The following is a 26,470-nucleotide window of genomic DNA, read 5'->3' as shown; positions in this document are numbered from 1 at the left end:
CGCCGGGGCGGCCGGCTCGGGCCTTCCTCCTGGCCCTGGGGTGCCCGGCTCGGCCCTTCATCCCAGCTCCGGGGAGCGTGGCTCAGGTTCTTCGGTGCAGCGGAGCGCGGCTCAGGCTCTCTTCCCGGCCCCGGGACGAGCCTCGGGCCCCACCGGCCGAACCACCGGCCTCAGCCAGAGCGTCCCGTCCACCGCGTCAGCTCAACGAGAGTGCCCCGTCAACCGCGCCAGCCCAGCGAGAGCGTCCCGTCAACCGCGTCGGCTCAGCGAGAACGCCCCGTCAACCGCGTCGGCTCAGCGAGAACGCCCCGTCAACCGCGCCAGCACCTCCGCCTCCCGAGGCGGCTGTCCACCGAGATCACCGAGCCGCCACGCAGGCACCCACGGCACCCGGTACACATCGATGGCCGCCTCGATCACCTTGACGCGCTCGGCGAGCGGACGCGGAAGCCGGCCCGGCGCGTCCGCCACCAGGACCACGGCATCGAGGTCGAGCCCGTGCGGCGCCTGCCCGCGCCGGAAGACCTCCAGGGCACCCAGGACGGCATCCAGTCCGGCCGCGTGCGTACGGGCCACCAGCAGCACGGACAGCGGATCTTCGGGTCCGGGCCAGTCCCGTCCGCAGTCCTGGCCGCCGTAGACCGAGGCGAGGGTGGTGACACCTGCCCCGCCGTGGGTGCCGACCCAGGAGAAGCGTCGAGGTGCGTCGGCGGGCCGGGAGGGCGCCGGCTCCTCCGGCAACGCCACCGGCCCGCGGATCCAGATCTCCGGGCCAAGATCCGGCCGCCCCTGTCGTACGCGCATGCCCTGCGCCTGCCCGCACTCCTCACTCTCACGCCACCGATCTTCGCGTCAGGCATGAGAACGCTGTGACGTGGCACAAGCTCCTGGAACGAGTCTGTGACGCCGTGGTGACGTCCGCGGCGCGCGCGACCAGGGAGACTCGACAGCAGGTGTACGACGTGTCCGGCCGGTACCACCGGATCCGGCCGTCGGGGAATCGGAGCTGTACGGCGGGTGGGGCACCATGGACCCCCGACGCGCTGTCCGTGCGAACCCCGACGCATGCGAGCGAGGGAAGCGATGTCTCTACTCAGCCGCGCGATGAAGCGGGAACACAAGCGTGCCGCGGCCACGGCGGCCCCCGCGACCGCGCCGATCGACGTGCGTGTGCCTGCCGCCGGCCCGGGCGCGGGCGGCGCGTCCGTCGGCGGCGTCCCGGTCACCGCGGCTCCCGGTGAGGAGATCCAGCACGCCGTACTGACCCACCTCCAGCGCATCGCCGTCGCCTGCGGCCACCCCGTGCACGCCACGATCCACGACGAGCGCATCGGCTATGTCGTCCCGCTCCGGGTGGACGCGGACGGCTCCAGCCACTACACCGCCGACCCGGTACGGACGGCACCGCCCGCGGGGACGGTCCCTCCGGGAGGCGACACACGGCTTCCCACGGAGGCGCCCGCGCGACCCGCGCCCGCCGCCGCTTCCGACGCACGCATGTCGCCCGTGCCCCCCGCTGCTCCGGACGCACCCGTGTCGCCGGTTCCGCCCGCCGCTCCCGACGCACCCGTATCGCCGGCGTCCGCCCACGTCGACGCGGCGCCCTCGGCGCCGTATCGCGACAGGCCCACACATCGCCTGCGCCCCCTGCCGGGCCCGGAGGAGGACGGCTCGCCCACCTTCCGGCTGCGCACGACACGGCAGCGGGAGCGGGACGCGATGCCCGGCTCGATCGCACCGCCGCTGGGCGAGTTCGGCCCGCCGCCCCTGATGGACGCGGGGCCGCAGCCGGCCGAGGTCCCGCCCGCCGATCCGGTGGCGGCGCAGGACCCGGTGGTGGCCGCAGGGCAGGTCGGGGTCCCCGGCCCGGTTCCGGCCGCGGAGCGGGTTGCGTTCCGCGGTCCGTCCCCGGCCCCCGCGCCCTTCCCGGAGCCCGGCCCGATCCCGGCCTTCGAGCCCGCCCCCGTCTCCGACATCGACCCCGACCCCGAGCCCTCCCCGCCCCGAGGCTTCGACGCCGTGGCCGAGGCCGTGCTCGGGGACGCGCCCGGCGCCGCCGACGCCTCCCCCTTCGCCGCGCACATCGTCCGGATCAACGAGGCCGTGGCACAGGGCCGTACCGCGGAGGCGGCGGAACGGGCGGAACGAGCCGTCGCGGAGGCGTCTGCCGTGCTGGGGCCGGAACACGCCGAGGTGCTCCGGATGCGTGAACTGGCCGCGTACATCGCCTACCTGGCGGGAGACCCTGCGCACGCCTTCCGGCTCTCCCTCGACGTGGCCCGTGCCCACCACCGCGCCCGGGCCACGGAGGCGGCGTACAGCAGCATCCACGGCGCGGCGACGGCCTGGCGTGCCGTACGCGACCCGGCCCTGGGACTCGACATGGGCCGGGACCTGCTCGGGTTGTGGACCGACCTGGCGGCCGGGGGCGGCCCGGCCGCCGAGGACGTCGAGGAGTTGGAGTCGGTCCGCGCCCGTATGGACCGCCTCGCCGCCCGTGCCGCCAGGCCGGTCGATCCGCACACCGGTTGACGCGCCCGGCCACCGACTCGGAACACCCGGCCACCGATTCGGAACACCCGGCCACCGATTCGGAACACCCGGCCACCGACTCGGAACACCCGGCCACCGACTCGGGGCAGGGTTCACCGCTCGGGGTACGAGATCACCTGTCGGGTTACGAGATCACCGGTCGAACCGGCGTCCTACTCCGACAGTTTCCACACCGCGTGCGCGACGGCGTCGCTGTTCCGGTCCAGCGCCGTGTCGTTGATGTTGGACGTGGTGTCGCAGGACGAGTGGTAGCAGCGGTCGAACGCCTGTCCGGCCGTACCGCCCCACTTGGCCACCTGTGCCGCGGTCTTGTAACGGCTCGCGCCCGTGAACAGCCCGCCCACCGGCACGCCCGCGCTCTTGAACGGAGCGTGGTCGGAGCGGCCGTCCCCCTCGGTCTCGATCTCGGTCGGGACGCCGAGGCCGGCGAAGTAGTCCTTGAAGGTCTTCTCGATCGCGGGGTCGTCGTCGTAGACGAAGTAACCGGCGTTGCGCGAGCCGATCATGTCGAAGTTCAGATAGCCGCTGATCTTGGCGCGGTTGGCGGCGGAGAGGGTGTTGACGTAGTACCGGGAGCCGACGAGCCCCAGCTCCTCCGCGCCCCACCAGGCGAACCGCAGATGCTTGGTCGGATGGTGTCCGGCCCGCGACACGGCGAGCGCGGTCTCCAGGACGGCCGCCGAGCCGGAGCCGTTGTCGTTGATGCCGGGACCCGACGAGACGCTGTCGAGGTGCGATCCGGCCATGACGACCTGGTTGGTGTCGCCGCCGGGCCAGTCGGCGATCAGGTTGTAGCCCGTTCTGCCGGAGGACGTGAACTGCTGGATGGTCGTCGTGTATCCGGCCGCGTCCAGCTTGGCCTTCACATAGTCGAGGGATGCCTTGTAGCCGGGACGGCCGTGCGCCCGGTTGCCGCCGTTGGCGGAGGCGATGGACTGCAGCTGGGTGAGGTGGGCCTTGACGCTCGCCAGGGATATGTCGGGAGCGGCGGCCGCCGAGGGCGCGGGAGCCGCTCCGGCTATGGATCCGCCGGTGAGCAGCAGAGCGGCGGCGACGGTACCCGCCGCCAGCGCGCGCCCGGAGAAGGGGAGCTTCATGTGGGGGGCTCCGAATTCCAGGGGGGATCCCCGCGGGGTGGCCGCGGGGATCCACGGTGAATGGGTGCCTGGATGGTGGAGCCGCTGCTGACTCTTCGTCAAGAGTTGTGTACGGGCGAGGAATTCACACGAGGAAGAGCGTGGGGGACGTCAGGCGCCCGGCCCGGCGCATCTCACTGCACGCAGAATTCGTTTCCCTCCGGATCCGCGAGCACGACCCACTCCCCGCCCGGCTCCTTCACCCGCCGCAGCACACTCGCTCCCAGCCCCTCCAACCGCTCGACCTCCGCCTCGCGTTCCCCCGCCGCCGCGTGCAGGTCCAGATGGAGCCGGTTCTTGACGCTCTTCGCCTCCGGCACCCGCTGGAACAGCAGCCGACGGCCCAGCCCGGTGCCACTGTCCTTGTCGTACGGGTCGTCCGGATGCCGTACGGCGACCAGGTCCCGGAAGGCGAGACGGGCGTGGAACTCGACTACGGCCTCCCGCGGCAGCGCACCGAGTTCCAGCAGCCGCTCGATCAGGGCGTTGTTGTCCTCGACCGCGTAGTGCAACGCCGCAGCCCAGAAGTCCGCCTGCGACTGGGGGTTGGCGCAGTCGATGACGAGCTTCCAGTGGAGGGGGGCCTCAGTCGCGTCGGGTGTCTGAGTCATACGACCACTCATATGCGGTTCGTGAGGGAGCCGCAACGAGAATCGCCGGTCCCTTCAGCGAGGACGCCCCGGTCTCACGCGTCCACCACGGCGGACGCCGGCTTCTCGACCTGAGGAGTGCTGAAACCCGCCACCCTGCTGCGCCGCGCGGCGCGCCACGCGTCCGCTGTCAGGAGCGTCAACGCCAGCCAGACCAGCGCGAACCCGGCCCACCTCTCGGCCGGCATCGCCTCGCGGAAGTACAGGACGCCGAGCAGGAACTGGAAGACCGGCGCCAGGTACTGCAGCAAGCCCAGCGTCGACAGCGGCACCCGTATCGCGGCCGCGCCGAAGCACACGAGCGGCAGGGCGGTGACGACACCGGTGGCGGCGAGCAGCGCCGCATGCCCCGGGCCCTGCGAGGTGAAGGTCGACTCACCCTGCGCCGACAGCCACCCCAGGTACGCCAGGGCGGGCAGGAACTGGATCGCGGTCTCCGCGGCCAGCGATTCGAAGCCGCCGAGGTTGACCTTCTTCTTCACCAGGCCGTACGTGGCGAAGGAGAAGGCGAGAACCAGGGAGATCCATGGCGGCCGGCCGTATCCGACGGTCAGCACGATCACCGCCGCGAACCCGACCCCGACCGCCGCCCATTGCGCGGGCCGCAGCCGTTCCTTCAGGAGCAGGACGCCCATGGCGATGGTGACGAGCGGATTGATGAAGTACCCGAGCGAGGCTTCCACCACATGGCCCGTGTTCACGGACCAGATGTACAGGCCCCAGTTGACGGTGATCACGGCCGCGGCCACGGCGACGAGCGCCAGCCGCCGCGGTTGGCGTATCAACTCGCCCGCCCAGGACCAGCGCCGCACAACGGCCAGCGCGACCGCCACCACGACGAGCGACCAGGTCATCCGATGGGCGAGGATCTCGATGGCTCCGGCGGGCTTGAGCAGGGGCCAGAAGAGGGGGACGAGCCCCCACATCCCGTAGGCCGCGATGCCGTTCAGCAGTCCCGCACGCCGCTCGCCCTGTGCCTTCCCGGCCACGGCCCCTCCCTTTCCGCGCTGATCCCGCCGCGCTGATCCCGCCGCGCTCGCACGGCGGCACGCTCGACGGTAACGCCGAGAGCCCCCGTGTGTCATGCCCGTATCGGCATACGGTCATGACACGTCGGGGGGCGGGGCGTCGGAGGGCCGACGACGGGCGCCGACCCGGGGCCACCTGCGGGAACGCCGGGTCTCAGCTCTTGAGCGCGGTCGAGATCGCCTCCGCCAGCGGGGTCGTCGGACGACCGGTCAGGCGGGACAGGTCACCGCTGTCGATGACCAGCTCACCCTTCTCGATGGAGGCGTCCACGCCGGCCAGGATCGCGGCGAGCGGTTCGGGCAGCCCCGCGCCGGTCAGGATGCCGGCGAAGGCCTCGACGGAGACGGCGTTGTCGGTGATCTCCCTACCGGTCTGCCGGCTCAGCTCGGCCGCGTACTCGGCGAAGCTCCAGGCGATGTCACCGCCCAGCTCGTACGTCTTGTTCTCGTGGCCCTCACCGGTCAGCACGGCCACGGCGGCGGCCGCGTAGTCGGCGCGGGACGCGGAGGAGACCCGGCCCTCGCCGGCGGCGTGGGTGACCGCGTCGTACTGCAGGACCGGGGCGAGGTTCTCGGTGTAGTTCTCGTGGTACCAGCCGTTGCGCAGCAGCGCGTACGGCAGGTCCGACTCCGTCAGGGCCTTTTCGGTGCCCCGGTGGTCGTCGGCGAGGGCGGCGGTCAGGCTGCCGGGGGCGCTGGTGTAGGCGAGCAGGGCGACGCCGGCGGCCTTGGCGGCGTCGATGACGACCTGGTGCTGGCCGACGCGGCCCTTGTCGAACTCGTTGCCGGATATGAGCAGCACCTTGTCACCGGCTGCGAACAGTCCCTCGAAGCTCGCGGGGGTGTTGTAGTCGGCGGTGGCGATCCTCACGCCGCGCTCGGCGAACCCGGTGGCCTTCTCGGGGTTGCGTACGACGGCGGTGACCTGGTCGGCCGGAACCTTCTCCAGCAGCTGCTCCACGACATGGCGGCCCAGGTTTCCGGTGGCTCCGGTGACGACGATGCTCATGGTCAGTACTCCTAGCGGGTGGACGGAGCACTAACGCTAAGAGCTGCGCTAACTATTGGAAAGTACCCACTTTGAAGTAAGGTACTGTCATGACGGTAAGTGGCGTGAGCGGCAGGACTACGGACAAGTACGCCCTCGGCGAGGGAATGTGCCCGCACCGGCAGGTCCTGGAGCACGTGACCAGCCGCTGGGGCGTCCTCGTGCTGATCGAACTGCTGGAGCGCCCCTATCGGTTCAGTGAACTGCGCCGCGCGATCGGCCGGGTCACCGAGAAGATGCTGACCCAGACGCTGCAGACGCTGGAGCGGGACGGCCTGGTCGACCGCGACGCCAAGCCCGTGATCCCGCCACGCGTCGACTACTCCCTGACGGAGCTCGGCCGCGAGGCGGCGGAGCAGGTACGCGAGCTGGCGCTGTGGACCGAGCGGCGGATGGCCCAGGTGCAGAGGTCGCGGAAGGCCTACGACGCACGCAGGAGCGGCTCCTGAACGGTGCGGGCCCGCAGCCGACGCAGCTCGCACAAGCCCGGGCGCCGAACGGCACCCGGGCTCGCACCCTTGTCGAACGGGCCGGTCAGCCGACGACCGTCCAGGTGTCCCCGCCCGCCAGCAACGCGGCCAGGTCCCCCTTGCCGTTCTGCTCGATCGCCGAGTCCAGCTGGTCCGCCATCTGGGTGTCGTACACCGGGCGGTCCACCGCTCGGAACACGCCGATCGGGGTGTGGTGCAGGGTGTCCGGATCGGCGAGCCGGGACAGGGCGAAGGCCGTGGTCGAGGACGCGGTGTGGGCGTCGTGGACGAGGATCTGCGACTCGTTCTCCGCTGTCACCGTGACGATCTTCAGGTCACCGGTCTGCGGATCGCGGACCACGCCCCGTGCGCCGTCCGCGCCGAAGCGGATCGGCTGCCCGTGCTCCAGGCGGATCACCGCCTCCTCGGCCTGCTGCTTGTCCTTGAGGACCTCGAAGGCCCCGTCGTTGAAGATGTTGCAGTTCTGGTAGATCTCGATCAGCGCCGTGCCCCGGTGGGCGGCCGCCTGGCGCAGGACCTCGGTGAGGTGCTTGCGGTCGGAGTCCACCGTGCGGGCCACGAAGGACGCCTCCGCGCCGATCGCGAGGGACACCGGGTTGAAGGGCGCGTCCAGCGAACCCATCGGCGTCGACTTGGTGATCTTTCCGACCTCGGAGGTCGGGGAGTACTGCCCCTTCGTCAGCCCGTAGATCCGGTTGTTGAACAGCAGGATCTTGAGGTTGACGTTGCGCCGCAGGGCGTGGATCAGATGATTGCCACCGATCGACAGCGCGTCGCCGTCGCCCGTGACCACCCACACGCTCAGATCCCGCCGCGACGCGGCGAGGCCGGTCGCGATCGCCGGCGCGCGCCCGTGGATGGAGTGCATTCCGTACGTGTTCATGTAGTACGGGAAGCGCGACGAACAGCCGATGCCCGAGACGAAGACGATGTTCTCCCTGGCCAGGCCCAGCTCCGGCATGAAGCCCTGGACCGCGGCGAGGATCGCGTAGTCACCGCAGCCGGGGCACCAGCGCACTTCCTGATCGGACTTGAAGTCCTTCATGGACTGGCGGGCCTCGGCCTTGGGGACGAGCGAGAGCGCCTCGATCGTGCCCGTGCCTTCCGTGGACGTCTCAGCCATCGATGGCCTCCTTGAGCGCCTTGGCGAGCTGTTCCGCCTTGAACGGCATGCCGTTTACCTGGTTGTACGAGTGGGCGTCCACCAGATACTTCGCCCGGACCAGAGTGGCGAGCTGCCCCAGGTTCATCTCGGGGATCACCACCTTCTCGTAGCGTCCGAGTACCACGCCCAGGTTGCGCGGGAACGGGTTCAGATGGCGCAGATGCGCCTGCGCGATCGACTCGCCCGCGTTGCGCAGGCGGCGGACCGCGGCGGTGATCGGGCCGTACGTCGATCCCCAGCCCAGCACGAGCGTCTTCGCCCCGTGCGGGTCGTCGACCTCGACGTCCGGGACGTCGATACCGTCGATCTTGGCCTGGCGGGTGCGGACCATGAAGTCGTGGTTGGCGGGGGCGTAGGAGATGTTGCCCGTGCCGTCCTCCTTCTCGATGCCCCCGATCCGGTGCTCCAGACCCGGCGTGCCCGGCACCGCCCACGGCCGGGCGAGGGTCTGCGGGTCCCTCTTGTACGGCCAGAAGACCTCGCTGCCGTCCTCAAGCGTGTGGTTCGGTCCCTGTGCGAACTGCACGGTCAGGTCCGGCAGCTCGTCCAGCTCCGGGATCCGCCAGGGCTCCGAGCCGTTGGCCAGGTAGCCGTCGGAGAGCAGCATGACCGGGGTGCGGTACGTCAGCGCGATCCGCGCCGCCTCCAGCGCGGCGTCGAAGCAGTCCGCCGGCGTCTGGGGGGCGACGATCGGCACCGGCGCCTCCCCGTTGCGGCCGTACATCGCCTGGAGCAGGTCCGCCTGCTCGGTCTTGGTCGGCAGGCCGGTCGAGGGGCCGCCGCGCTGGATGTCCACGATCAGCAGCGGCAGCTCCAGCGAGACGGCGAGCCCGATGGTCTCCGACTTCAGGGCCACGCCGGGGCCGGACGTCGTGGTCACGGCGAGCGAGCCGCCGAAGGCCGCGCCCAGCGCCGCGCCGATGCCCGCGATCTCGTCCTCGGCCTGGAAGGTCCGTACGCCGAAGTTCTTGTGCCGGCTCAGCTCGTGCAGGATGTCCGAGGCCGGGGTGATCGGGTACGAGCCCAGGAACAGCGGCAGGTCCGCCTGGTGAGACGCCGCGATCAGCCCGTAGGACAAGGCGAGGTTCCCGGAGATGTTCCGGTAGGTGCCGACCGGGAAGGCCGTGGTCGCCGGGGCGATCTCGTACGAGACGGCGAAGTCCTCGGTCGTCTCGCCGAAGTTCCAGCCCGCGTGGAAGGCGGCGATGTTGGCGGCCGCGATGTCCGGCTTCTTGGCGAACTTCGACTTCAGGAACTTCTCGGTGCCCTCGGTCGGCCGGTGGTACATCCAGCTCAGCAGGCCCAGCGCGAACATGTTCTTGCTGCGCTCGGCCTCCTTGCGGGTGAGGTCGAACTCCTTCAGTGCCTCCACCGTGAGGGTGGTCAACGGCACGGGGTGCAGGCTGTAGCCGTCGAGCGAGCCGTCCTCCAGAGGTGAGGTGTCGTAGCCCACCTTCTGCATCGCCCGCTTGGTGAACTCGTCCGTGTTGACGATGATCTCCGCGCCGCGCGGCAGGTCGGCGATGTTGGCCTTCAGGGCCGCCGGGTTCATCGCCACCAGCACGTTCGGCGCGTCACCGGGCGTCAGGATGTCGTGGTCGGCGAAGTGCAGCTGGAAGGAGGACACGCCCGGCAGGGTTCCGGCGGGGGCGCGGATCTCGGCCGGGAAGTTCGGCAGGGTGGACAGATCGTTGCCGAAGGACGCGGTTTCCGAAGTGAAGCGGTCGCCGGTGAGCTGCATACCGTCGCCCGAGTCCCCCGCGAAACGAATGATCACCCGGTCCAGCCGGCGGACGTCCTTCGTCCCCACCGGTTTGCGCTGCTCTCCCACGACGGCTTCGTCGGCCTGCTCCGCTGGGCTACTGACCTGGCTGGTCACTGAACTGGACCTCCCTAGAGGCGGTGTCTGGGCATGGCCTTCCCGCAAGCCTTCCCAGGATCAACCCTACGTCCGCAAAGGTCGCCCTCCCCGGGCCATTCGCATGACGGACATGGATCCGAGACGTTCCCCCGACCTGACTTGTCATGATCTACGCCCCCCGGCGCTCCTTGGAAAGACGCTCCCCGCCCGGGGTTCGGTTGCCGTCCCCGTCCGCGTTCGGCGGACGGGGTGCGACCGCCGCGGGAGCGTTCCCCCATTCGACTGACACGGTGTCAGACCTTCAGGAGTTCAGATAAGTGAGCACCGCCAGTACCCGCCGGTGGTCCCCGTCGCTCGGGGACAGCCCGAGCTTCAGGAAGATGTTGCTCACGTGCTTCTCGACGGCCCCGTCGCTCACCACCAGCTGCCGGGCGATCGCGGAATTGGTCCGCCCCTCGGCCATCAGCCCCAGCACCTCCCGCTCTCTCGGCGTGAGCCCCGCGAGCACGTCCTGCTTGCGGCTGCGGCCCAGGAGCTGGGCGACGACCTCCGGGTCGAGGGCCGTCCCGCCACGGGCGACCCGCACGACCGCGTCCACGAACTCCCGTACCTCCGCCACGCGGTCCTTGAGCAGATAGCCGACCCCCCGGCTTGAGCCGGCCAGCAGTTCGGTGGCGTACCGCTCCTCCACGTACTGCGACAGGACGAGTACCCCGAGACCGGGGTGTGCCTTGCGCAGCTGTACGGCCGCCCGCACGCCCTCGTCCGTGTGGGTCGGCGGCATCCGTACGTCCGCCACCACCACGTCCGGCAGCTCGCCCTGCGCGTCCAGCTCCGTGATGGTCTTGATCAGCGCGTCGCCGTCGCCCACCCCCGCCACGACCTCGTGCCCACGGTCGGTCAGCAGCCGGGTCAGCCCCTCCCTGAGAAGCACCGAATCCTCGGCGATGACCACACGCACCCTGTCTTCCACGATCCTCGGCCCCCCGAGCCTTGGCGTTCGGCCGAGCGTCTCCCGGCCCTGTCGTCCCTCGCGCCCTCAGTATCCCGCGATCGACTCGTCGCCACCGGGCCTGTGGAAAACCCGCCGAACCACGTCCGAGAACACGGCCACGAGACGCTTCGCGGCGCATGCCCGGGGAGCACCGGGGGCTTCCGGGGGCGGGAGGGGGGCGCCGGGGGAGGGCAGGAGGTCCCGGGGGACGGGAGAAGGGGAGGCGAGAGGGACCGGGAGGGGCCAGAGGGACCGGGTGGAACCAGAGGGACCGGGAGGAACCAGAGGGACCGGGAGGGGCCGGGAGGGCTCAAGGGGCGGAAGAGAGGACGGAGGACGGGAGCAGGTGGCCGAGAGAAGAAAACACGATGCCGTGCCTCGCCCCCGATCCGCTCGCGTCGCAGGCGGATCGGGGGCGCGGCACGGCCGACGGCAGCGGCCCGGCTACACCGTCCGCCAAGGCAGTTCCGCCGTCACCCGTGTGGGCCCGCCGACCGGCGAATCCACCACGAGGATGCCGTCCACCGCGTCCAGCCGCTCGGCCAGCCCCGCCAACCCCGAGCCGTCGGCGGAGCCGGCGCCGCCGATGCCGTTGTCCACGACCTGGAGCATCAGCCGGTTCTCCACCCGCCACACGTCCACTGCGGCCCAGGTGGCCCGCGAGTGCTTGCTGATGTTCTGCAGCAGCTCGGAGACGGTGAAGTAGGCGATGCCCTCGATCGCCGGTACCGGCCGCTCGTTCTCCAGGTCCACGGTCACCTCCACCGGCACCGTGCAGCGCGAGGCGACCGCCGACAGGGCGGCGTCCAGGCCGCGGTCGGTCAGGACGGCCGGATGGATGCCGCGGGCCAGGTCCCGCAGTTCCTGCAATGCCGTCTTCACCTCGCCGTGCGCCTCGTCCACCATGCGCGCCGCCGCCCGCGGATCCTCCGCCAGCTTCTCCTTCGCCAGGCCGAGATCCATGGCCAGGGCCACCAGCCGGGCCTGCGCGCCGTCGTGCAGGTCGCGCTCGATGCGCCGCAGGTCGGCCGCCGCCGTATCGACCACCACACCCCGGTCGGACTCCAGCTCCACCACGCGCGTGGCCAGCCGCGACGGGCCGAGCAGACCGTGCACCAGCACCCGGTCGACCATGGTCAGCGCCCGCACGATCCACGGTGTGGCCAGCGTGAACAGAAGTCCGACCAGCGCGGTCACGGTGATCTCGAAGGGGTTGTCGAGATAGATGTGGTGCGTCTCGTCGCCGTAGAGCTGAAGGCCGTCCTGACCGGCCCACACCGGGAACACCCAGAACCACAGCGGATACGTCAGCAGTGCCCAGCCGTACGCCCACACGTTCACCGCGACCACGAAGGAGAACGTCGCCCATGGCAGGTGCAGCACCGCGTACAGCAGACTCCGCCAGGACGTCCCGCTCTTCAGTACGGCACCCATCCACGCCATGAAGCCGCGCCTGCGCATCCGCAGCGGCTCCGGGTCGGCCACGTCCAGGCGCAGCAGCGCACGCGCGCGTGCCCGCTCCAACGCTCCCAGCCCGCGGCAGCCGGCGAGGCCCGCCGCCAGCACCGGCACGCCCAGGAAGGTCACGAGGAGGCCCGCCCCCAGCGACACCATCGTGACGCCGTACACGAACAGCACGATGCTGATCGGCAGGCTCAGCAGCACGTACCCGAACTCCCGCCAGCTACGGGCCTCGAACGGCGCCCGCAGTCCGGCCGGCAGCCGGTGCCGCCGCTCGCCGCCGTGCTCGGGGAGGCCGCGCTCGGGGAAGCCGAGCCCGTGCCCGTAGCCCTGTCCGTACTCCGTGGCCATCGGCGTCGTCCTGTCTCCTCGTCCCGTCAGCCCCGCCGCTGCCGGGGCTGTGCCGTCGTATCTCCACCCTCTTCGACCGCAGGTCCGCGGACCATGGAGGCCGTCGGCGTCTCGAACGGGGGGTTTTCCCTACCCCCGCCCGGTGGCGCGGTCCCGCCAGGGCAGTTCCGCCGTCACCGTCGTGGGGCCGCCCTGGGGAGAGTCGACGACGAACAGGCCGTCCACGGCGCCCAGCCGGTCGGCAAGCCCGCGCATGCCCGTACCGCCGTCGAGACTCGCCCCGCCACGGCCGTCGTCCCGTACCTGGATGAGCACCCGGTCGTCCGACCGCCACACGTCCACCGAGGCCGACTTCGCCCCGCTGTGCTTGCTGACGTTCTGCAGCAGCTCGGAGACGGTGAAGTAGGCGATGCCCTCGATCGCCGCGACCGGCCTGGCCGGCAGGTCCACGGTCACCTTCACCGGCACCGTGCAGCGCGAGGCGACCGCCGACAGGGCGGCGTCCAGGCCGCGGTCGGTCAGGACGGCCGGATGGATGCCGCGCGCCAGGTCCCGCAGCTCCTGCAGCGCGAGCTTCACCTCGCCGTGCGCCTCCTCGACCATGACCGCCGCCGAGTCGGGATCCTCCAGCAGCTTCTCCTTGGCCAGGCCCAGCCCCATGGCGAGGTTGACCAGGCGGGCCTGCGCGCCGTCATGCAGGTCGCGCTCGATGCGCCGCAGGTCGGCCGCCGCCGTATCGACGACGACCCCCCGGTCCGACTCCAGCTCGGCGATACGGCGCTCCAGCTCGTCGGAGGGCGACAGCAGGCCGCGCACCATCGCCCGGTCCGCGTTGGCCAGGCCCCGTGCGATGAACGGCAGCACCGGCCACAGCACGAACAGCGACGTCAGCGTGATGGTGAAGGTGAGGACGCCCCAAGGCAGCCGGATGAAGTCGTACAGCATCGTCCGCCAGCCCACCGGGTCCTTCAGCGCCAGCCACAACTGCGGGAACAAACCGTCCCTGCCGCCGCGCAACGGCAGCGGGCTCGGTTCGTCCACCCGCACCCCGAGCAGCGCACGCGCGCGTGCGCGCTCCAGCTTGCCCAGCCGCCGCGCGCCCATCAGTCCGGCTGCGAGGATCGGGAAGCCGATCACCGTGAGCGTCAGGAAGGCGCCGGTGAACAACACGGTGACGACGTAGACGAAGCCGACCAGCGACGACGGAAGGTTCGCCAGGAGGTGCGCGATCTCCTTCCAGGTGTGCCGGTCATAGGCGAAACGGACGGGCGGCAGCGCAGGCCGCTCACTGTCGGGCCGCCCTGAGGCGTCCCGCGAAGGGCTGGGGCGTTCGGTCATATGGGTCAGCGTGCCGCGCGGTGCGCCGCCGCGCCATGAGGAGGGCCGCCCACGTCCGAGGGGGGAAATCCCCACCCCGCGCGGCAGACCTGCGTCGGCCGGCGGACCGGCCTGGCGGCGGGCCGTCGGATCTCGACGGCATCTCAAGGCGTGACGGGCTGCTTACGGTGTCTTTAGCAGGGCCTAGACTCCCGTGCGTACAGATCGTCGAACAGCGGTGTTCACCAGATCACAGGTCGCAGGACACTGGTCCCAGGACCGGTCCTGGGACATCGGTCACGAGGTCCACGAAGTCAGGGAGCGAGGGGCGGACGTGTCGGAACAGACCGTCGTCGTCACGGCGGCTGCGCATGACGTCGTCGTCGCGGCGGACTACTTCCAGTCCTACTCGGTCGTCGGACTGCTCGCCGTCATCGGCGTGCTGTTCGTCGCCGTCGCCTTCGGGGCGGGCCGCCTGCTGCGTCCCGTGGTCCCCACACCCGAGAAACTCCTGACGTACGAGTGCGGCGTCGACCCGGTCGGCGAGGGCTGGGCCCACACCCAGGTCCGCTACTACGTCTACGCCTTCCTGTACGTCATCTTCGCCATCGACTCGATCTTCCTCTTCCCCTGGGCGACCGTCTTCGCCGACCCCGGGTACGGCGCGACCACGCTCGTCGAGATGTTCGTCTTCCTCGGCTTCCTGGCCGTGGGCCTGCTCTACGCATACAAGAAGGGCGTCCTGGCATGGACGTGACGCCAGACACCAACGAGCAGCCGGTTCTGCTGCCGGAGCCGAAGCGGCTGGGCGCGCTCGCACGCCTCGCCCCCGAGCCGATGAAGGTGATCCTCAACTGGGGCCGCCGTTACTCGCTCTGGGTCTTCAACTTCGGCCTCGCCTGCTGCGCGATCGAGTTCATCGCCGCGTCGATGGCCCGTCACGACTTCATCCGCCTCGGCGTGATCCCCTTCGCGCCCGGCCCCCGGCAGGCCGACCTCATGGTCGTCTCGGGCACGGTGACGGACAAGATGGCCCCGGCGGTGAAGCGCCTGTACGAGCAGATGCCCGAGCCGAAGTACGTCATCTCCTTCGGCGCCTGCTCCAACTGCGGCGGCCCGTACTGGGACTCCTACTCCGTGACCAAGGGCGTCGACCAGATCATCCCGGTGGACGTCTACGTCCCCGGCTGCCCGCCGCGCCCCGAGGCCCTGCTCCAGGGAATCCTGAAGCTCCAGGAGAAGATCGCGCGGGAGTCGCTCGGGGAGCGGTACGCGAACGACGCCGCCCGCCCCTCCACGGCGGCGCTGCAGAGCGGCCTGGTGCAGGCTCCGACGACACCGGGTGCCGTCGGCACGGACAGCAGCACCCACGGCACCGGAGCGGAGGAGGCCGGACGATGACGACGACCGGCTGGCTGCCCGCCCCCGTGGAGGAACTCTTCGGCCCGCAGGCCACGGCCGAGGAGTCGTACGACGTCCTGACCGTCGACGTACCCCCGACCTCCTGGCTCGCGGCACTCGGGACGGCCCGCGACGAACTGGGCTGCACCTACTTCGACTGGCTGAGCGCGGTCGACGAACCGGGCACCGGCTTCCGCGTCGCCGCCCATGTCGCGGCCCTGTCCCCGGTACGGCGCCTGCTGGTCCGTACGACGGTCCCGCACGAGGCGCCGACGCTGCCCTCCGCGGTGGACGTCTACGCCGGCGCGGCCTGGCACGAACGCGAGACGCACGAGATGTTCGGCGTCGACTTCGCCGACCATCCTGCTCTGGACCACCTGCTGCTCCCGGACAACTTCGAGGGCCACCCCCTGCGCAAGGACTTCGTCCTCGCGGCCCGCGTGGCCAAGGCGTGGCCCGGCGCGAAGGAGCCGGGCGAGTCGGAGCACGGCGGCCCCAAGCGCCGCCAGATGCTGCCCCCCGGCGTTCCCGACCCCAACGACTGGGGCCCTCTGAAGGGCCAGCTGCCCCCTGCCCCGGCCCGCCCGGCCAGAGGTGCGGCTCGCGCAACCGGCGAACGCCCGGCCCGAGCGGCCGGCGAGCGTCCGGTGCGGCGGGCACGTACGGCCGCGGAGGGCTCGGCCAGCCAGTCGGGTGCTTCGGCCCCGTCGGGTGCTTCGGCCCAGTCGGCTGCTTCGGCTGGGGGTGGGGCGCCTGGAGCCTCGGCGGCGGGGGAGCGTCCGGTGCGGCGGGCGCGTACGGCGGCGGAGGGCTCGGCGAGCCAAGGCGCCGGCGCGGAAGCAGCGCCCTCGACGCAGGCGCCCTCGACGCAGCCGTCTGCATCCGCTGAGGGCACCGGCACGCCGCCGGAGCCGTCTATCTCCCCGGCAACGCCTCGGCGTGCGAGGAGTGCGAGCGAGGGTTCGTCCTCACAGCGCCCCGGCTCGGGCACCGCCCCGGCCGGTCCTCGCCGATCCCGGAGCGCTTCGCAGGGTTCGGCGAGCCAGCGGGCCGCGTCCGACTCGACGTTGGACGGTGCTGAGGCATCGGCTGGCGGTGAGACATCGACCGACGCGGCGACTGCTGGCACGACCGGCGAAGCCGCACCGCCCGCGCGCCCCTCCGCTGCGAAGTCCCCCGAGGCCCCTCGCAGCCCGGACGCCCCGTGGCACCACGCCCGCCCGGCCTTCGACGAGACGGCCTCTGAGACGGCCTCCCAGCGAGCAGCCGACCCCGAGCCGGGGACTCAGCTCAAGCCGGAGGCCCAGCCCGAGCCGGACACTCAGCTCACGCCGGAGACTCAGCCCAAGCCGGGGACTCAGCCCAAGCCGGGGACTCAGCCCAAGCCGGGGACCCAGCTCAAGCCGGAGGCCCAGCTCAAGCCGGAGGCCCAGCCCAAACCGGAGGCCCAGCCCGAGTCGAAGCCGGAGCCCGAGTCAAAGCCCGAGACCGACCAGGCAGCCCCCGAGGACGAAGACCTCGCAACGCCCACGGACGGCCCGAGCGACCGCCGGACCGACGACCGCACCGACCCCACAGGAGGCCCGCAGTGAACGACGCGCTCGACGTCACCCTGCGACTCCTGATCGTCTTTGTCGTCTTCCTCACCTTCCCCCTGCTCATCGGCCAGACCGAGCACAAGGTGATGGCCCATATGCAGGGCCGGCTCGGCCCGATGTACGCCGGCGGCTTCCACGGCTGGGCTCAGCTCGTCGCCGACGGCGTGAAGTTCGCGCAGAAGGAGGACGTCGTCCCCGCCGGCGCGGACCGCCGCATCTTCCAGCTCGCGCCCGCCGTGGCCCTCCTCCCCTACCTGCTCGTCCTGCTCGCCATCCCCATCGGGCCGGGTGAGGGCGCGGTCGGCGAAGTCATCGACGCCGGCATCTTCTTCGTCCTGGCGGTCATGGGCGTAGGCGTCCTCGGTTCGCTCATGGCCGGGTGGGCCTCCGCCAACAAGTTCTCCCTCCTGGGCGGCCTGCGCACCGCCGCCCAGCTGCTCGCCTACGAACTCCCGATGCTGCTGACCGCCGCCTCCGTGGCGATGGCGGCCGGCACCGTGTCGCTGCCCGGCATCCTGGAGGCCTTCGAGTGGTGGTGGCTGCCCTGGCAGATCGTCGGCGCGATCGTCTTCTTCGTCGCCGGCCTCGCCGAACTCCAGCGGCCGCCCTTCGACATGCCCGTCGCCGACTCGGAGATCATCTTCGGCGCGTACACCGAGTACACGGGCCTGCGTTTCGCTCTCTTCCTCCTCGCCGAGTACGCCGGAATCGTTGTCCTGTGCGGCCTGACCACCGTTCTCTTCCTGGGCGGCTGGCACGGTCCCTGGGGCGCCGACGGCCTCGGCTGGGTCTGGACCCTGCTGAAGACCGCCGTCCTCGCCTTCATCGTGATCTGGCTCCGTGTCACGTACCCCCGCCTGCGCGAGGACCAGCTCCAAAAGCTCTCCTGGACTCTCCTCGTCCCTCTCTCCCTCGCCCAGATCGCTCTCACCGGCGTCGTCAAGGTGGTGATCCAGTAACCATGGCCCCCATTCCTGGCAGTGGCCTGGCCAAGGGCCTGGCCGTCACCCTCCGCACGATGACGAAGAAGTCCGTCACCGCGCAGTACCCGGACACCCAGCCCGATCTGCCGCCCCGCACCCGCGGAGTGATCGGCCTGTTCGAGGAGAACTGCACGGTCTGCATGCTGTGCGCCCGCGAGTGCCCGGACTGGTGCATCTACATCGACTCCCACAAGGAGACGGTCCCGGCGGCGACCCCCGGCGGACGGGAGCGCAGCCGCAACGTCCTCGACCGCTTCGCCATCGACTTCTCCCTGTGCATGTACTGCGGTATCTGCATCGAGGTCTGTCCTTTCGACGCCCTGTTCTGGTCTCCGGAGTTCGAGTACGCCGAGACCGACATCCGCGACCTCACCCACGAGCGCGACAAGCTCCGCGAGTGGATGTGGACCGTCCCGGCCCCGCCCGCCCTCGACCCCGGCGCGGAGGAGCCCAAGGAGATCGCCACCGCCCGCAAGGCCGCCGAGAAGTTGGCAGCCCAGCGGCAGGACGCGGCCGCCGCACCCGCCACCCCCACGGAGACCGAGCCGCACGCCGAGCAGCAGGCCCGCGCTGCCGAGCAGCCCACCCGGCCGGCGGGGGAGTCCCAGCAGCAAACGGACCAGCCGAGGCAGGAGGGCCGGGAATGACCCTCGCCACAACCGCGGGCCTTCTCGCGGGGGGCCCGACCACCAGGGCCGCCACCGAAACCCACGGCTTCCTCTCCCCGACCGGGGTGGAGATCGCCTTCCTTCTCGTCGGCCTGGTCACCTTCGGCGCCGCGCTGGTCACCGTCACCACCCGACAACTCGTGCACGCCGCCCTGTGGCTGGTGGTCACGCTCGGCGGCCTCGCCGTGGAGTACCTCCTGCTCACCGCCGAGTTCATCGCCTGGGTGCAGGTCCTCATCTATGTCGGTTCCGTCGTCGTCCTCCTCCTGTTCGGTCTGATGCTCACCAGGGCACCGATCGGCCGTTCCCCGGACGCCGACTCCGGCAACCGCTGGGCCGCCCGCGCCGTGGCCCTGGCGTCCGCGGCCACCCTCGTCTGGGTCGTGGTCGACGCCTTCCGCGCGACGTGGATCGACCTCGACGGTCCCGCCGCGGGCTCCACGAAAGCCACCGGCGAGAGCCTCTTCCAGAACTGGGTCCTCCCCTTCGAGGGCCTCTCCGTCCTGCTCCTCGCCGCACTGGTCGGCGCGATCGTCCTGTCCCGCAAGGCGAAGGCGGAGTCGAGCTCTCCCCCTGTGAACTCCCGGGCGGTGACCGGGAGTTCCCCATCCGTCCCGGATTCCCGGAATCACCCGATCGGGCGAAACGGAGCGTCCGAGGGAACTGAGTCGGCCGAGCAGGAAGGCGCCCGCTGATGCACCTTGCCTATCCCGCCGTCCTCTCCGCCCTCCTCTTCTGCACCGGCCTGTACGGCGTCCTCGCCCGCCGCAACGCGATCCTGGTCCTGATGTCGGTCGAGCTGATGCTCAACGCCGTCAACCTCAACCTGGTCGCCTTCGACGTCTGGCTCAGCAAGGCCGCCGAGGAGACCCTGCACTCCGGCCAGGCACTGACCCTCTTCACGATCACCATCGCCGCCGCCGAGATCGGCATCGGCCTGGCGATCGTCCTCGCCGTTCACCGCAACCGCGGCACCTCGGACATCGACAGACTCCGCGACACCGCCGAAGGTCACGACTCCGACGGCGCCGACCACGACGCCCTGACAGCCGGACAGGCCGAGAAGGCTGAGGCCACCGCGTGACCACGACCACCCTCGCCGTACTGGTCCCCCTCCTGCCGTTCCTGGGCGCCGCGACCGGCCTGCTCCTGGGCCGCACGGCCCCCGGCTTCGTGCGCCCGCTGGCCGTCCTGCCGACGCTCGCGGCCCTCGTGCTCGCCGCGGTGGTCGCCGTGCGCCAGGGCGGTGACCAGGCGATCAACGCCGCCACCGAACTCACGCCCACCGGCTCGGTCCCGATCGAGCTGGCCCTGCACATCGACGGCTTCGCCGCACTCGTCGCCGTCCTCGTCGGCGTCGTCGCCACCTGCGTGCAGATCTACTCGACGGGCTACCTGCGCGAGGACCCGCGCTATCCCTCGTACGCCGCGCTCGTCTCCTTGTTCACCTCCGCGATGCTGCTCGTCGTCTACTCCGGCGACCTCATGGTGCTGCTGGTCGGCTGGGAGATCATGGGCATCTGCTCGTACTTCCTGGTCGGCCACTACTGGGAGACGCCGGAGGCCCGGGCCGCCTCCATCAAGGCGTTCCTGGTGACCAAACTCGGTGATGTCCCCTTCCTCATCGGACTCTTCGCCCTGGCCACCGACGCCGGGTCCTTCCGCATCACGAAGATCCTCGGCGCCGTCACGAGCGGCGGACTCGACCACCCGACCGTGATCGCGCTGCTGCTTCTCGCGGGTGTCGCGGGCAAGTCGGCGCAGTTCCCGCTGCACACCTGGCTCCCCGACGCGATGGCGGGTCCCACGCCCGTCTCCGCGCTGATCCACGCCGCGACGATGGTCGCCGCCGGCGTCTACTTCATCGCTCGTCTCCTTCCGGTCTTCGAGGCCTCCCAGGCCGCGATGATCGTTCTCGCCGTCATGGCCGCGGTCACGATGGCGGGTTCCGGCCTCGCCGCACTCGCCCAGGACGACATCAAGCGGGTCCTCGCCTACTCGACGATCGGTCAGCTCGGCTACATGACCGGCGCCCTCGCGGTCGCCGACCGCGGTGCCGCCGTCTTCCACCTCCTCTCGCACGGTGCCTTCAAGGCCCTGCTGTTCCTCGCGGCCGGCGTGATCATCCACGCCTCGGGCACCAACTCGCTGGCTGCCATGTCCCGCATGAGCCACCTGCGCGACCGTGTCCCCGACGCCTTCTGGACCATGACCGTGGCCCTCCTCGCGCTGGCCGCGATCCCGCCGTTCAGCGGCTTCTTCTCCAAGGAGTCCGTCCTCGGCGCAGCCGAGCACGCCGCCACCGGCCACGCCGAGAACGTCCCGGGTGCCGCGGGCTGGACCGTCCTGGTCGCAGGCGTGGTCACCGCCCTGCTCACCGCCGCCTACGCGACGCGCCTGTGGCTGCTGGCCTTCCGCGGGCGGGGCGCCGAGGCCCCTGACCACGGCAGGCAGCCGCTGACCATGACCGTGGTGCTGTGGGTGCTCGCGGTCCCCTCCCTCGCCGTCGGCGCACTCGCCTACCGTGTGCTGCCGGACTGGTTCGACGGCCGTGACCTCGCCCCGACTCTCACCACCTCCGTCCTGGGTACGGGTATGGCCCTCATCGGTGGCATCGCCACCTACGCGGCCTGGCGCCACACCACCTCCCTCGCGGCCCGCGTACCGCTGGGTGCGGTCGCCGCCCATCCCGAGGGCGACGCCGCCCAGGTCGAGGCGGAGGCCATCGCCAGCCATGCGCCCGTGTACGGGGGAGTGGCCTACGCCCCCGACCCCGCGGACCCGGGGCGAGTGCTGCTCGGACCGCTGCACCGGCACGCCGCTGTCGGCTTCCACCTCGACGCCGTGTACCGGGCGCTGTTCGTCCGCCCGGTCCAGGGCGGCGCGAGTCTCGTCCGGTTCCTCGACCGCGAGGTCGTCGACACCTACGTACGCGGCGCGGGCGCCCTACCCCGCTGGCTCGGCATCGCCGTACGGCGGGCCCAGACCGGCAATGTGCAGACCTATGTGAGCGCGCTGCTCGCCGGCACCGTCGTCCTGGCGGTCGCCGTCGTCCTCGTCGCCACGGGAGCGTGAGCAGGCGTGATCGATATCAACGAGTCCGTGATGCAGTTCCTTCTGGCGTTCGTGGTCGTCGGCCCGCTCCTCGGCGCGGCCGCCGCCCTCCTGCCGGCCCCGCCAGGGCTGAAGGGGAAGTCGCCCGAGCAGGCCGTGCTCCGGCACGGCGTCACCGTCACCGGCGCGATCCTCGCCGCGGCGATCGTCCTCGCGCTCGGCTTCGACCACGACCAGCCGTCGAAGATGCAGGCCAGCACGGACATCAGCTGGATCCCCGCACTCGACGTGCGCATCCACCTCGGCATCGACGGCATCTCCCTCCCCCTGCTGGTCCTGACCGCGCTGCTGACCTTCCTCTGCGCGCTCTACTCCTACTTCAAGATGCCCGCGGGCCCGACCCCGAAGGCCTTCGTCGCACTGCTGCTCGTCCTTGAGTCCGGCACCCTCGCCACCTTCGCCGTCCTCGACCTGCTGCTCTTCTTCCTCGCCTTCGAGATGGTCCTGATCCCGATGTACTTCCTCATCGCCCGCTGGGGCGGCGAGGGCCGGGCCGAGGCCGCCTGGAAGTTCATCCTCTACACGCTGCTCGGCTCCGTGGTCATGCTGCTCGGCCTGCTCCTGATCGGCATCAAGGCGGGCACGTTCGACATGGTGGCACTCGCCACTGACAACGGCCGCCCGCTGTCCGCATCCGTACAGGTCATCGCCGTTCTGGCGATCGGACTGGGGCTCGCGGTCAAGACCCCGATGTGGCCGTTGCACAGCTGGCTGCCGGATGCACACACCGCCGCGCCGACCGTCGGGTCGGTGCTGCTGGCCGGTGTACTGCTCAAGATGGGAACGTACGGGTTCGTCCGTATTCTCCTACCGATCGCTCCCGACGGCTTCGCCGATTTCGCCCCCTACCTCGCCGCCTTCGCCGTCGTCGGGATCATCTACGGATCCCTGGCGTGCCTCGCGCTCGCCCGGCAGGGCGCGAAGGGCGACCTCAAGCGCCTCATCGCGTACTCGTCCGTCGGCCACATGGGCTTTGTGCTGCTCGGCATCGCCACGATGACCCCGACCGGCCTGAACGGCGCCCTCTTCGCCAACATCGCCCACGGCCTGATCACCGGCCTGCTCTTCTTCCTGGTCGGCGCGCTGAAGGACCGTACGGGCACGACCGACCTCGACGCCCTCGCCGAACAGACCGGGGCCGCCCTGTACGGCAAGGCGCCTCGCCTCGGCGGCCTGCTCGCCTTCGCGGCGGTCGCCTCGCTCGGGCTGCCGGGTCTGGCCGGGTTCTGGGGGGAGATGCTCGCGCTGTTCGGGGCGTTCGAGCCCGCCGACGGCCTCAGCCGTCCGGCTTTCCTGACGTTCATGGCGATCGGCGTTCTCGGCACCCTGCTGACCGCTGCGTACATGCTCGTCGTGGTCCGCCGCGTCTGCATGGGCGCGGTCCCGCAGGACGGCCCGAACCTCGCCGACGTGCAGACCTACGAGTTCGCGGCCTGGACGCCGCTCGTCGCCCTCACCGTCGTCGCCGGACTGTGGCCGAAAACCCTCCTCGGCCTGACCGACCCGGCCGTGCAGCAGCTCCTCGCAGGAGGTTCCCGATGAGCGCCCTGGCCCAGCCGCTCGCCGAGTCCGTGGTCCAGTCCGTCGACTGGCTCGCCATCGCGCCGCCCACCGTCGCGGCGGTCGTGGCACTCGTCGTCCTCGTCGCCGACCTGTTCGTCGCGGAGTCCAAGAAGGCCCTGCTCGGCTGGGTGTCCGTCGTGGGCCTGGCCGCCTCCGCGCTCCTGCTGCTGCCCCTCCTGGACGGCGACCGCGCCACCTTCTGCCTCACCGGCGATCCCGGAGTCTGCAGCTACACGGCCGACCGCTTCACTCTCGTCATCCAGTTCCTGGTCCTCGGTGGCGCCCTGCTCGCGGCCCTCCTGTCGGTCACGGCCCTCAAGGATGCCGACAAGGAGCTTCCCGAAGGGGAGTTCTGGTTCCTGCTGCTCTCCTCCGCAGCCGGAGCCGCCCTCCTGCCGGCCTCACGGGATCTGGCGACCCTCATCGTCGCCCTCGAAGTCGCCTCGCTCCCCGCCTTCGCCCTCGTCGGCCTGCGCCATGGCGACCGCAAGTCCTCGGAAGCGGCACTGAAGTTCTTCCTGTCCTCGGTCACCGCGACCGCGGTCAGCCTCATGGGCATCAGCTTCGTGTACGCCTCCACGGGCACCCTCTACCTCACCCAGATCGCCGAGCGGATCCAGAACGTCGACGGACAGCTCCACACCCTCGCCCAGACCGGAGTCGTCCTCACCCTGATCGGCTTCGCCTTCAAGACGGCAGCCGTGCCGTTCCACTTCTGGGTACCGGACACCTACGTGGGAGCGCCCCTGCCGGTCGCCGCCTACTTGTCGGTCGTCGGCAAGGCGGTCGGCTTCACCGGCCTGATCCTCGTCACGGTCATCGCGCTGCCGTCGTACGCCGACGTCTGGGGACCGGCTCTCGCGGTGCTGGCCGCCCTCACCATGACCGTCGGCAACGTCGGCGCCCTGCGTCAGCAGGCCACGCGCGCGTACAGCGCGGTACGGCTGCTCGCCTGGTCCTCCGTCGGCCAGGCCGGCTACCTCCTGGTGCCGATCGCCGCCGCCGCGTACTCCGACGACGCCGAGCGCTCGATCGGCTCGACCGTCGCCTACGCCCTCATGTACGCCGCCGTGAACCTCGGTGCCTTCGCGGTGGTCGCACTCGTGGGCCGTACGAAGACCCTCAACCGCATCAGCGACTACCGGGGCCTGTACGCCCGCAACCCCCTGTCCGCCCTGATCCTGGCCTTCTTCCTGCTCTGCCTCGCCGGACTCCCGCCGGGCATCATCGGCCTCTTCGCCAAGGTCACCGTCTTCTCCGCAGCCGTAGACGCGGGGCTCGGCTGGCTGGCCGTGGTCATGGCCGTCAACGTCGTGATCGCGCTGTTCTACTACCTGCAGTGGACGGCCCTGCTGTTCCGCGCCTCCGAGGGCGAGCCCGTCAAGCACCTCGTCCCCGCGCCCGTGACGGCCACGATGGCTCTCACCGGCATCGTCGGCATCGCCCTGTCGGGAGCCCCCCAGCTGATTCTGCGTTTCGCGGACACCGGCCTCTTCTGAGCTCCTGGCGCATTCCCTTCGCGCGCGGGGCACCCGGTCTCCACGCACGCGTGGGGTACCGGCCTCCACGCGCGCGTGGTCGGCGGCGCCGGAGCCCTCACCCGTACGGCTCACGCCCGCAGCCGTACGCACCAGGGAACCCGGGGCCCTCGCCTGGCGTTGACCAGTACAGAAGGGTCCACTGGACGTGACATCACGGCACCAGTGGCGTCGAGATCGACCAGTAAAGGGTTCCCCTGCCGCACCACTTGGAGGGCGTACCGTGCACCGCCGGCACAACGGGCTCAGGACCGCAGTACTCCTCGGAGGACTGTCCGCCCTCATCATCGTCATCGGCAGCTTCTTCGGCCGTATGGGGCTCGTCGTCGCGGTCCTGATCGCGCTGGCCACGAACGCGTACGCGTACTGGAACAGCGACAAACTGGCGCTGCGCGCGATGCGCGCACGCCCGGTCAGCGAGTTCGAGGCCCCGGGGCTCTATCGCATGGTCCGCGAGCTCTCCACCCAGGCCCGCCAGCCCATGCCCCGCCTCTACATCTCTCCGACGGAGGCGCCGAACGCCTTCGCCACGGGCCGCAACCCGCGCAACGCAGCCGTGTGCTGCACCGAAGGGATCCTGCGCCTCCTCGACGAACGCGAACTGCGCGGAGTCATCGGCCACGAGTTGAGCCACGTCTACAACCGCGACATCCTGATCTCGTCGGTCGCCGGTGCCCTTGCCTCGGTGATCATGTTCCTGGTCAACTTCGCTTGGCTGATCCCGATCGGGCGGTCCGATGACGACGACGGTCCCGGCCTCCTCGGTATGCTGTTGATCATGATCCTGGGCCCGCTCGCCGCCTCGCTCATCCAGCTGGCCATCAGCCGCTCGCGGGAGTACGAGGCCGACGCGTCGGGCGCCCAGCTCACCGGGGACCCCCTCGCCCTCGCCAGCGCCCTGCGCAAGCTCGAACGAGGCACCAAGCAGCTGCCGCTGCCCCCGGAGCCCCGCATCGAGACAGCCAGTCACATGATGATCGCCAACCCCTTCCGCCCGGGTCAGGGGTTTTCCAAGATGTTCTCGACCCACCCGCCGATGGCGGAGCGTATCGCCCGGCTGGAGAAGATGGCAGGCCCCCAGTGAAGACCATTCTGAACGTCATATGGCTCGTCCTGAGCGGCTTCTGGCTGTGCCTCGGCTACCTGCTCGCGGGCGTGCTCCTGTGCATCACCATCATCGGTATCCCGTTCGGTGTCGCGGCCTTCCGTATCGGCGTCTACGCCCTGTGGCCCTTCGGATACACGACGGTCGAGCGCCGCGACGCCGGAGCCCCGTCCTGCGTCGGCAACGTGCTGTGGCTCGTCCTCGCGGGCTGGTGGCTGGCCATCGGCCATATCGTCACGGGCCTCGCCCTCTGCGTCACGATCATCGGCATCCCGTTCGGCATCGCCAACTTCAAGCTGATCCCGGTGTCGCTGTTCCCGCTGGGCCGCGAAATCGTGTCCACGGACAGGCCGTTCGCCCAGAGCTGGTAGCGCCTTGGTGCGAGGGCGGTGGCCCCGGCGCAGCGAGGCGGTGGCTTCGGCGGGGCGGGGACGGAGGCCACGAG

General features: G+C 70.8%; 24 protein-coding genes. 14 read left to right on the top strand and 10 right to left on the bottom strand.

Going from position 1 to position 26,470, the window contains the following annotated elements; all coding sequences use genetic code 11:
* Nucleotides 1-294: 294 nt before the first annotated feature.
* Nucleotides 295-804, bottom strand: coding sequence for a DUF6668 family protein (locus ACFYNL_RS32645; RefSeq protein ID WP_388809797.1), 510 nt, complete (start codon nucleotides 802-804; stop codon nucleotides 295-297).
* 279 nt (nucleotides 805-1,083) lie between these two features.
* Here ACFYNL_RS32645 and ACFYNL_RS32640 point away from each other — a divergent pair, with 279 nt between their 5' ends.
* Nucleotides 1,084-2,532: a tetratricopeptide repeat protein gene (locus tag ACFYNL_RS32640; RefSeq protein WP_388809795.1), complete on the top strand. Its 1,449-nt coding sequence runs from the start codon at nucleotides 1,084-1,086 to the stop codon at nucleotides 2,530-2,532.
* Nucleotides 2,533-2,705: 173 nt separating this feature from the next.
* On the opposite strand, the gene ACFYNL_RS32635 is transcribed toward ACFYNL_RS32640, so the two are convergent.
* The 4 genes from ACFYNL_RS32635 to ACFYNL_RS32620 all read right to left on the bottom strand — a co-directional run bounded on the left by ACFYNL_RS32635 (nucleotide 2,706) and on the right by ACFYNL_RS32620 (nucleotide 6,376).
* Nucleotides 2,706-3,650: a M28 family metallopeptidase gene (locus ACFYNL_RS32635; RefSeq protein WP_388809793.1), complete on the bottom strand. Its 945-nt coding sequence runs from the start codon at nucleotides 3,648-3,650 to the stop codon at nucleotides 2,706-2,708.
* A gap of 173 nt (nucleotides 3,651-3,823) precedes the next feature.
* The gene (locus tag ACFYNL_RS32630; protein WP_388809790.1) at nucleotides 3,824-4,300 is read right to left on the bottom strand and encodes a VOC family protein; all 477 of its coding nucleotides are present in this window, start codon (nucleotides 4,298-4,300) and stop codon (nucleotides 3,824-3,826) included.
* Nucleotides 4,301-4,374: 74 nt separating this feature from the next.
* A complete protein-coding gene (gene rarD, locus ACFYNL_RS32625) occupies nucleotides 4,375-5,328 on the bottom strand; it encodes an EamA family transporter RarD (protein ID WP_388809787.1) in 954 nt (317 codons plus the stop codon).
* 193 nt (nucleotides 5,329-5,521) lie between these two features.
* A complete protein-coding gene (locus ACFYNL_RS32620) occupies nucleotides 5,522-6,376 on the bottom strand; it encodes an SDR family oxidoreductase (RefSeq protein ID WP_388809784.1) in 855 nt (284 codons plus the stop codon).
* An 89-nt stretch (nucleotides 6,377-6,465) separates the two neighbouring features.
* Between ACFYNL_RS32620 and ACFYNL_RS32615 the strand changes: the two genes are divergently transcribed.
* Nucleotides 6,466-6,864: a winged helix-turn-helix transcriptional regulator gene (locus ACFYNL_RS32615; RefSeq protein WP_388809781.1), complete on the top strand. Its 399-nt coding sequence runs from the start codon at nucleotides 6,466-6,468 to the stop codon at nucleotides 6,862-6,864.
* Between the two features lie 85 nt (nucleotides 6,865-6,949).
* Here the strand turns inward: ACFYNL_RS32615 and ACFYNL_RS32610 are convergent, their stop codons facing one another.
* The 5 genes from ACFYNL_RS32610 to ACFYNL_RS32590 all read right to left on the bottom strand — a co-directional run bounded on the left by ACFYNL_RS32610 (nucleotide 6,950) and on the right by ACFYNL_RS32590 (nucleotide 14,076).
* Nucleotides 6,950-8,029 carry a 2-oxoacid:ferredoxin oxidoreductase subunit beta gene (locus ACFYNL_RS32610; protein ID WP_388809778.1) on the bottom strand — a complete coding sequence of 360 codons (1,080 nt, stop codon included), beginning with the start codon at nucleotides 8,027-8,029 and terminating at the stop codon, nucleotides 6,950-6,952.
* Nucleotides 8,022-9,950 (bottom strand): 2-oxoacid:acceptor oxidoreductase subunit alpha, encoded by a 1,929-nt coding sequence (locus ACFYNL_RS32605; RefSeq protein ID WP_388809775.1) that lies wholly within the window; start codon nucleotides 9,948-9,950, stop codon nucleotides 8,022-8,024. The genes ACFYNL_RS32610 and ACFYNL_RS32605 overlap by 8 nt, the downstream gene beginning before the upstream one ends.
* A 283-nt stretch (nucleotides 9,951-10,233) precedes the next feature.
* Entirely contained in the window at nucleotides 10,234-10,905 is a 672-nt protein-coding gene (locus ACFYNL_RS32600; protein ID WP_388809772.1) for a LuxR C-terminal-related transcriptional regulator, read from the bottom strand.
* A 465-nt stretch (nucleotides 10,906-11,370) separates the two neighbouring features.
* Complete coding sequence (locus ACFYNL_RS32595; protein ID WP_388809769.1) at nucleotides 11,371-12,738, bottom strand: sensor histidine kinase; 1,368 nt, start codon at nucleotides 12,736-12,738, stop codon at nucleotides 11,371-11,373.
* A gap of 129 nt (nucleotides 12,739-12,867) precedes the next feature.
* Entirely contained in the window at nucleotides 12,868-14,076 is a 1,209-nt protein-coding gene (locus ACFYNL_RS32590; protein ID WP_388809766.1) for a sensor histidine kinase, read from the bottom strand.
* Nucleotides 14,077-14,389: 313 nt separating this feature from the next.
* On the opposite strand from ACFYNL_RS32590, the gene ACFYNL_RS32585 reads away from it, so the two are divergent.
* The 12 genes from ACFYNL_RS32585 (at nucleotide 14,390) to ACFYNL_RS32530 (ending at nucleotide 26,396) form a co-directional block, all read left to right on the top strand.
* Nucleotides 14,390-14,812 (top strand): NADH-quinone oxidoreductase subunit A, encoded by a 423-nt coding sequence (locus ACFYNL_RS32585; protein WP_388809763.1) that lies wholly within the window; start codon nucleotides 14,390-14,392, stop codon nucleotides 14,810-14,812.
* Nucleotides 14,803-15,456, top strand: coding sequence for an NADH-quinone oxidoreductase subunit B (locus ACFYNL_RS32580; protein WP_388809760.1), 654 nt, complete (start codon nucleotides 14,803-14,805; stop codon nucleotides 15,454-15,456). The genes ACFYNL_RS32585 and ACFYNL_RS32580 overlap by 10 nt, the downstream gene beginning before the upstream one ends.
* Nucleotides 15,453-17,048, top strand: a complete 1,596-nt coding sequence (locus ACFYNL_RS32575; RefSeq protein WP_388809758.1) for an NADH-quinone oxidoreductase subunit C — start codon at nucleotides 15,453-15,455, stop codon at nucleotides 17,046-17,048. Before ACFYNL_RS32580 ends, ACFYNL_RS32575 begins: the two co-directional genes overlap by 4 nt.
* A complete protein-coding gene (locus ACFYNL_RS32570) occupies nucleotides 17,045-18,013 on the top strand; it encodes an NADH-quinone oxidoreductase subunit H (protein WP_388809755.1) in 969 nt (322 codons plus the stop codon). The genes ACFYNL_RS32575 and ACFYNL_RS32570 overlap by 4 nt, the downstream gene beginning before the upstream one ends.
* 2 nt (nucleotides 18,014-18,015) lie before the next feature.
* The gene (locus ACFYNL_RS32565) at nucleotides 18,016-18,684 is read left to right on the top strand and encodes a NuoI/complex I 23 kDa subunit family protein (RefSeq protein ID WP_388809752.1); all 669 of its coding nucleotides are present in this window, start codon (nucleotides 18,016-18,018) and stop codon (nucleotides 18,682-18,684) included.
* The gene (locus tag ACFYNL_RS32560; protein WP_388809749.1) at nucleotides 18,681-19,400 is read left to right on the top strand and encodes an NADH-quinone oxidoreductase subunit J; all 720 of its coding nucleotides are present in this window, start codon (nucleotides 18,681-18,683) and stop codon (nucleotides 19,398-19,400) included. Before ACFYNL_RS32565 ends, ACFYNL_RS32560 begins: the two co-directional genes overlap by 4 nt.
* Nucleotides 19,400-19,789 carry an NADH-quinone oxidoreductase subunit NuoK gene (nuoK, locus tag ACFYNL_RS32555; RefSeq protein ID WP_388809747.1) on the top strand — a complete coding sequence of 130 codons (390 nt, stop codon included), beginning with the start codon at nucleotides 19,400-19,402 and terminating at the stop codon, nucleotides 19,787-19,789. The genes ACFYNL_RS32560 and nuoK overlap by 1 nt, the downstream gene beginning before the upstream one ends.
* Entirely contained in the window at nucleotides 19,786-21,780 is a 1,995-nt protein-coding gene (locus tag ACFYNL_RS32550; protein ID WP_388809745.1) for an NADH-quinone oxidoreductase subunit L, read from the top strand. The genes nuoK and ACFYNL_RS32550 overlap by 4 nt, the downstream gene beginning before the upstream one ends.
* 6 nt (nucleotides 21,781-21,786) lie before the next feature.
* Nucleotides 21,787-23,361 (top strand): NuoM family protein, encoded by a 1,575-nt coding sequence (locus ACFYNL_RS32545; protein ID WP_388809742.1) that lies wholly within the window; start codon nucleotides 21,787-21,789, stop codon nucleotides 23,359-23,361.
* Nucleotides 23,358-24,881 (top strand): NADH-quinone oxidoreductase subunit N, encoded by a 1,524-nt coding sequence (locus ACFYNL_RS32540; RefSeq protein ID WP_388809740.1) that lies wholly within the window; start codon nucleotides 23,358-23,360, stop codon nucleotides 24,879-24,881. Before ACFYNL_RS32545 ends, ACFYNL_RS32540 begins: the two co-directional genes overlap by 4 nt.
* 262 nt (nucleotides 24,882-25,143) lie before the next feature.
* Nucleotides 25,144-26,004: a zinc metalloprotease HtpX gene (htpX, locus tag ACFYNL_RS32535; RefSeq protein WP_388809738.1), complete on the top strand. Its 861-nt coding sequence runs from the start codon at nucleotides 25,144-25,146 to the stop codon at nucleotides 26,002-26,004.
* Nucleotides 26,001-26,396 carry a YccF domain-containing protein gene (locus ACFYNL_RS32530; RefSeq protein WP_388809736.1) on the top strand — a complete coding sequence of 132 codons (396 nt, stop codon included), beginning with the start codon at nucleotides 26,001-26,003 and terminating at the stop codon, nucleotides 26,394-26,396. The genes htpX and ACFYNL_RS32530 overlap by 4 nt, the downstream gene beginning before the upstream one ends.
* Nucleotides 26,397-26,470 lie beyond the last annotated feature (74 nt).

Origin of the sequence: Streptomyces sp. NPDC007808, from assembly GCF_042868655.1 — a bacterium.
Taxonomy (GTDB): Bacteria; Actinomycetota; Actinomycetes; order Streptomycetales; family Streptomycetaceae; genus Streptomyces.
The sequence above is the reverse complement of the archived record's forward strand: the minus strand, read 5'-3'. Positions and strand labels throughout refer to the sequence as shown.

Coding starts and splice junctions, on each gene's coding strand:
- nuoK (WP_388809747.1), top strand. CDS start 19,400: ATGCACCTTGCCTATCCCGCCGTCCTCTCCGCCCTCCTCTTCTGCACC.
- ACFYNL_RS32630 (WP_388809790.1), bottom strand. CDS start 4,300: ATGACTCAGACACCCGACGCGACTGAGGCCCCCCTCCACTGGAAGCTC.
- ACFYNL_RS32565 (WP_388809752.1), top strand. CDS start 18,016: ATGGCCCCCATTCCTGGCAGTGGCCTGGCCAAGGGCCTGGCCGTCACC.
- ACFYNL_RS32590 (WP_388809766.1), bottom strand. CDS start 14,076: ATGACCGAACGCCCCAGCCCTTCGCGGGACGCCTCAGGGCGGCCCGAC.
- ACFYNL_RS32615 (WP_388809781.1), top strand. CDS start 6,466: ATGACGGTAAGTGGCGTGAGCGGCAGGACTACGGACAAGTACGCCCTC.
- ACFYNL_RS32620 (WP_388809784.1), bottom strand. CDS start 6,376: ATGAGCATCGTCGTCACCGGAGCCACCGGAAACCTGGGCCGCCATGTC.
- ACFYNL_RS32640 (WP_388809795.1), top strand. CDS start 1,084: ATGTCTCTACTCAGCCGCGCGATGAAGCGGGAACACAAGCGTGCCGCG.
- ACFYNL_RS32635 (WP_388809793.1), bottom strand. CDS start 3,650: ATGAAGCTCCCCTTCTCCGGGCGCGCGCTGGCGGCGGGTACCGTCGCC.
- ACFYNL_RS32540 (WP_388809740.1), top strand. CDS start 23,358: ATGAGCGCCCTGGCCCAGCCGCTCGCCGAGTCCGTGGTCCAGTCCGTC.
- ACFYNL_RS32610 (WP_388809778.1), bottom strand. CDS start 8,029: ATGGCTGAGACGTCCACGGAAGGCACGGGCACGATCGAGGCGCTCTCG.
- ACFYNL_RS32580 (WP_388809760.1), top strand. CDS start 14,803: ATGGACGTGACGCCAGACACCAACGAGCAGCCGGTTCTGCTGCCGGAG.
- ACFYNL_RS32575 (WP_388809758.1), top strand. CDS start 15,453: ATGACGACGACCGGCTGGCTGCCCGCCCCCGTGGAGGAACTCTTCGGC.
- ACFYNL_RS32595 (WP_388809769.1), bottom strand. CDS start 12,738: ATGGCCACGGAGTACGGACAGGGCTACGGGCACGGGCTCGGCTTCCCC.
- ACFYNL_RS32560 (WP_388809749.1), top strand. CDS start 18,681: ATGACCCTCGCCACAACCGCGGGCCTTCTCGCGGGGGGCCCGACCACC.
- ACFYNL_RS32645 (WP_388809797.1), bottom strand. CDS start 804: ATGCGCGTACGACAGGGGCGGCCGGATCTTGGCCCGGAGATCTGGATC.